General features: G+C 73.0%; 2 protein-coding genes and 1 pseudogene. 1 reads left to right on the top strand and 2 read right to left on the bottom strand.

Annotated elements, in window-relative coordinates; genetic code table 11:
- On the bottom strand, nucleotides 1-2,288 hold a 2,288-nt coding region (locus tag ACRDP3_RS18270), incomplete at its 3' end, for a sensor histidine kinase (RefSeq protein WP_431518036.1).
- Nucleotides 2,289-2,518: 230 nt separating this feature from the next.
- On the opposite strand from ACRDP3_RS18270, the gene ACRDP3_RS18265 reads away from it, so the two are divergent.
- A complete protein-coding gene (locus tag ACRDP3_RS18265) occupies nucleotides 2,519-2,809 on the top strand; it encodes a hypothetical protein (protein ID WP_431518035.1) in 291 nt (96 codons plus the stop codon).
- Nucleotides 2,810-2,851: 42 nt separating this feature from the next.
- On the opposite strand, the pseudogene ACRDP3_RS18260 reads toward ACRDP3_RS18265, so the two are convergent.
- Nucleotides 2,852-5,896 (bottom strand): annotated as a pseudogene (locus ACRDP3_RS18260) (hypothetical protein); the annotation flags it as partial.

The following is a 5,896-nucleotide window of genomic DNA, read 5'->3' as shown; positions in this document are numbered from 1 at the left end:
GGCCGGCCGTGGTCGGAAACCAGTACCGGCGCGTGTGGGCGGCGGCGCGGCAGCGGGGCGAGGCCGTCCGTCCGGCCCTCGGCGGCCGGCCGGGAGGGCTGCGTTTCGTCCCGGGCCTGCTGGTGCTGTTCGGCCCCCGGGACCGGGCCTCGTCCGGCGGCCGGAGCGCCGTCGCGCCGGAACGGGATACCGCTGTTGGCGCCGGTGGCCTTGCCGCGCTCCTCCGACTCGCTCAGCGGTGCCTCCAGCTCGACGGGCCCGTCCAGGGCCCGCTGCGGGGTGACTCCGTTGTGCGGCGGGGCGGCCGGCGTCCGGGTGAGGGCGTCGAGCCGATGCCCCCCGATGCCCTTGGCCGCGCTTCCCTGCAGGGCCCCGCGGTCCCCGTCCTGCTCGGAGCCCGCCTCGGTGAGGATGCTGCCGGGGATGAGGACCACCGCGGTGGTGCCGCCGTAGGGGGAGGGCTGCAGGGAGACCCGCACGCCCTGGCGCTGGGCAAGCCGGGAGATCACGAAGAGGCCGAGCCGGTCGGTGTCGGAGAGCTCGAACTCCGGTGTCTCGGCGAGCCGGAGGTTCGCGTCGAGGAGGGCATCGGGCGTCATGCCCAGGCCACGGTCGTTGATCTCCAGGGTGAAGCCGTTGGCGACCCGCTCACCGAGCACCTGTACGGCCGTGTGCGGCGGCGAGAAGACAGTGGCGTTCTCGAGGAGTTCGGCGAGGAGATGAGTGAGGTCGGCGACAGAGCCGCCGTCCACGGCGAGTCTCGAGAGCCGCCGCACCTCGATCCGTTCGTAGTCCTCGACCTCGGCGACCGCCGCCCGTACCACGTCCATCAGCTGGACCGGCTTGCGCCACTGCCGGGACGCCGCGGCTCCGGAGAGGATCACCAGGCCCTCGGCGTGCCGGCGCATGCGGGTGGTGAGGTGGTCGAGCCGGAAGAGGTCGGCCAGCTCGTCGGAGTCCTCTGTGCGCCGCTCCATGGTGTCGAGAAGGGTGAGCTGGCGGTGCAGCAGCACCTGGTTGCGTCGGGCGAGGTTGACGAACACCTCGGAGACGCCGCGACGCATCGTGGACTGCTTGACGGCCGCTTCGACGGCCGCGCGCTGGAGGGTGTTGACGGCCTGGCCCACCTGGCCGGTCTCGTCCTGCCCGTATTGCAGCTTGGGCGCCTCGGTCTCCACGTCGACGTGTTCGCCGGCGGCGAGGCGGCGCATCACACTGGGCAGCCGCACGCCTGCGGCTTCCTGTGCCTCTCGGCGCAGGGTCCGCAGGTCACGAACGAGGCTGCGGCCGACGCGGAGCGAGATGACGAGCGAGGCGATGACTGCGACGGCGCCGAGGAAGCCGGCCGCTCCCGCCTGGATCAGCACCTTGGTGGCGACGGGCTGCACGCGCTGCTGGTAGCGGTCGTTGGCCTCGAAACCCATCCGTTCCAGGTCGGTGAGGACGGTGGATGCCGCCGACTCCCAGCGTTCGGCGTTGACGACGCCCTCCGAGCCATCCTTGCCCGACGCGATGATGGCGTCCTCGTAGCTGCGCAGCGTCCGGCCGTCGGTGCCGTTCCAGTAGGTGTCGAAGATCTGCCGTTCCTCGGCGGGCAGTTCCCCGAGACTGGTGTCGTAGGTGAGGTTGCGCTCGGCGACCCGGTCGGAGAACGCGCGCCGGTCACCCTTGGTCAGTTCCTCGGCGGCGAGTGCCGAGGCCATCAACGCGTCCTCGCGGGAGAGGTATTCGCGGGCCCGGGCGAGGTCGACGATGGCGCGGCCCTGCTTGTCCAGTTCGACGTCGTTGAGACCGCCGAGTTCGCCGAGGAACGCGTAGCAGGGGTCGATGAGTTCGTTGTACGCCTGGAAGGCGCCGCCACGGGTGAGGGTGCTCTCGGCCTTGGCGCGGATTTCCTTGAGCCTGCCGAAGGTGTCGAGCATGTCGTCGAGGCGGGCGCGGGAGCTGTTGGTGAGGTCGCCCCGCAGTCCGCCTTCGTCGGCGTTGGAGCGGACCTTCCTGATCTCCGCATCGGTGTCACGCTGCTGCTTGTGCAGCTGGGTGAGCGCGTCGGAGCGGCGCGGGTCGGCGAGGTAGATCAGGACCTGCCGGCGTTCCCGCTGGAGCGAGTGGGCCACGCCCTCGGCCGGATCGCCCACGTTGTCCGCGGTGTTGGCGACGTTGAGGAGCTGCTGCGCCTCACGGTTGGTGATGTACGTGGCGAACGCCCAGATCGACACGAGCGACACCAGCGGCACCAGCAACAGCACCACGATCTTCCGGCGGATCGACTTACCGCGAAAGCGCATGGCCTCCCCTACGTCAACCCCCTCCGCGTGGGGGTGAGTTTCGACAGCAAACGGCGTGAGCCTACTACCGACACCTCACCGAGTCGTAGACGTGTCCTAGCGGGAAAACCAGCCGTCCAGGCTGTCTCATCCTGAGTTGTCCGTCGATGTCCGGCCCCTGTTCCTGGATTGTGGCGCAGGCCACCTCCATGGAACCGTATGGGGACTCGTGAGGGGGGAGTGAAGGATCCATGTACGCGAGGCCTCGGTTGCCCGACCCGGTACGGAGGGCCGCGGTACGCGCGGTCGTCATCGTCGCGCTGGCGCTGGTGCAGTTGATGGTCGCCGTACTGTGTTCCCTCGCCGGGGTGTGGCTCGCGTTCCCGATGGTGCTCGCCACCGTCGCCAGTACTGTCGTGGCGACCTGGGGAGTGCTGGATGTGTGGGTGACCCGGCAAGTGTGGATGCAGCGGCACGGCGTGGTCTCCGAGCCCAGCAGCGCGGCTCGCGCGCGAGCGCGCGCCCGCGCGCAGCGGGGTTAGGTGCTGTCCGGCAGTCTGACACCGAGTCACGACCCGCCCGGTTCACGACTCCGCGTGCGGGCCGGGGGCCTGAGCCGGGACCCGGTGCTCCCGGCCGGTCTCCTCCGGACGGCGGAACATCCGCGTCGCGGTGATCTCGCCGTGCACCGGCTCCCCGTCGGGGTCCTGCTGCGGCAGCCCGGGCCGCAGGTGCTCCTCGACGCTGATGTACTTCAGCCCCGCCCGCAGGTCGGCGTCGTTGCGCATCCGGACGACGAGAGGGAACTCGGCGAGCGCCGTGGTGTCGAACAGTCCCGTGGTGTAGAGCAGCTGAACGCCGAGGGCGTCGGCGACGGCGCGCTGGAGCTCCAGCAGATAGGTGGCGTTGGCCCGGCCGATGGGGTTGTCGAGGAACAGCGTGCCCGCGTGCCGGCGTCTTTCGTGGCCTCGGTCGTTGCTGCGCAGGGCCGCCATGGTGCAGTAGAGCGCGATGGCGGCGGTGAGCAGCTGGCCGCCGGAGAAGACATCGCCCATCTGGCCGACGGGGACGCGTTCCGCCCGCAGCACCGCGTCGGGCTTGAGGATCTCCACGGACACGCCACGCGGCCGGAGCGCCGCGTGCACGCCCCGCAGCAGCAGCGACATCCCGTCCCGGCGCAGGTCGGAGTTCTTCCGTACGGCCGCGCGGGTCGCTTCGTCGATGACCTCACCCAGGCACTCGGCCAGCGTGCCCTGATCGGGGTCGTCGAAGCGGATGCGCAGGAACTCCTGCCCCGACCATTCCCCCAGTCCCTCCGGCAGCCGCGAGAGGCGCTGCGCGGCTCGCAGGGTCGCGAGCGAGGACTCGACGAGACCCCGCAGCCGGTCGACGATGATGTCGCGGTTGCGCTCCAGCTGCTCCAGCTCATCGCTCAGCACACGGAGGCGGGGCGCGAAGGCGTCGGCCCAGGAGTCGGCGTGCTCGGGCAGGGCGGCGGCGGGCAGTTCGCGGATCTGCTGCCGGGCCGGGGTGCGCACCTGCTCGTAGCGGGCGGAGTTGGCGTGCCGGACGAGCACGTCGCAGGCCTCCCGTACGGCCTGCTCCGCGGCGGAGAGATCACCGGCACAGCCGCGGAGCGACCGGCGCGCCTCGGCGGCGGACCGGCGGGCGTCCGCGGGAGAGCCTGCGTACGGCTCGGGGGGCTGGTCTCCCTCCTCCGTCCCCGCGGTGTGCGCGTCGCGCAGCAGATCGCGGAGCATGGCGGCGGTCTCCTCGAAGCCGTCCGCCGCGTCCTCGGCGATCCGGTGGGCGTGGACCAGTTCGGTATGTGCCGCACGTGCCGTGTCCCATTCCTCGCGGGAGGCGGCCAGTTCTGCATTGGCGGTGCGCAGCAGGGTCTGCGCCTGCTCCGCGTCGTGCGGCAGCAGGCCGTCGGGGAGAGCGGTGTGGGCGTCGCCCTCGGCCGGTGCGAGGCGCTCCGCCTCACCGCGCAGCCTGCCGAGCTGTTCGCTCGCGGTGGACGCGCGGGACTCCAGCATCTGCACCAGGGACTCGGCGCGCGCGGCGGCGGCCTGGCGGGCGGGCCCGTCGGCACCGTCCGGACCTTCCAGAAGCTGTGCGGCCCGGGTTCGGACCTTGTTGGTGAGCCGGTCGAGGGCGGCGAGCGCGGCGGACTCGTCACCCTCGGCGCGGGCCTGCTCGGCACGCAGGTCGGCGCCGACGCCGACCTTCTCGTACAGCTGCGAGGCCGACAGGTACGCGCCGCGGAGCGCGGGCAAGGAAGTACCCGCGGGCGGGGCGCTGTCTTCGGTGGCCGTGATCCCGGTGTCCTCGGCGTTCGCGGCGCTCTCCGCGTCCTCGGGAACCCCCGCGATGTCCGCACGTTCGGCCCGCAGTGTGCGGGCGGTGCGCCGGGCGTCGTCAGCGGAACGCTGTGCCGACCGCCGGTCTTCGTCTGCGGCGCGGGCCCGTTCCAGACACTCCGCCGCCCGCTCCTGCGCCGCCGCCGATTCCTCGCTCAGCGCGCGCAGCCGGGACTGCCAGCCGGTCCGTTCACGCAGCCGGAAGGCAAGGCCGGCCAGGGCGTCGGCGCCGCGCCGCGCGCGCTGCGCCTGCTCCTGCCGCTCCTCGCGTACCCGGGCGGTCTCGGCGGCGGCCTCGTCCGCCTCCGCAGCCGCGGTACGGGCCTGCGCGAGGCGCTGCCGGGATTCCTCCGCCGCGGCACGGGTGGTGGCCGCGGCGACGGCCAGTTCGGCCAGCCGCCCCCGCGGGCAGCCGGTACGCCAGGAGGCGAGCCGCGCCACGAGTGTCCGGTCACCGGCGAGGCGGGCGGCGAGGGTCCGGATCTCCTCGTCACGGGCCACTGCCCGTTCGCGCAGCTGCCGCCGCTCCTCGTCGGCGGCCGATTCGTCGTGCAGGGCCGGGTTGGGGGGCACCAGGAAGACGTCACCGCGCTGCCGCGTGCCGGCATCCCCTGCCGACGTGGGGGCGAGGAGGGCCGCGGCCGTGCCCACCGCCACCGCGGACCTGGGCAGCAGCCCGGCTCCGGCGAGTACGTCGCGGGCACGGGCGTGGCTCGCGGGGTCGGTGATGATGACGCCGTCCACCAGCTCGGGGCGGGTCCCGAGCACGGCGGCGTGATCAGCCGGGTCGACGGCCTGTGCGAGGTAGCGCCAGCCCGAGAGAGCGGGGACGCCGTGCTCGCCGAGAAAGTCGACGGTGGCGGCGACGTCGGGGCCGGGCGGCAGCAGTCCGCCGTCACCGAGCGCGCCCAGCATGCGGGAATCCTCGGCGGCGGCCGTGCGCAGCTCGAAGAGCTGCCGCTCCGAGGCGACGACGGCGTCCTCGAGGAGCTCTGCGAGCGCGTCGCCGTTGCGGTCCACCTGCTCGGCGCTGAGCTGGCCCTGGGCACCGTCGTCCGGGCCCGGACCGGCTGCCGGATCACCGTGGGCGGACATGGTCATGGGGCTGCCGTCGGCATCCTCGCGCTGACCCGGCAGGCCGGAGCCGAACCCCGGCGCTGCCTGCGGGCCCGGCGGCAGGCCGAGGAGGTCGGCCAGTCGGTTCTCGGCGCCCAGGGACTCGGCGGTGCGGCGGTCCGCGGCGTGCGCCGAGGCCGCCGCGTCGGC

Source organism: Streptomyces sp. (genome assembly GCF_050698815.1).
Classification (GTDB): Bacteria; Actinomycetota; Actinomycetes; order Streptomycetales; family Streptomycetaceae; genus Streptomyces.
The sequence above is the reverse complement of the archived record's forward strand: the minus strand, read 5'-3'. Positions and strand labels throughout refer to the sequence as shown.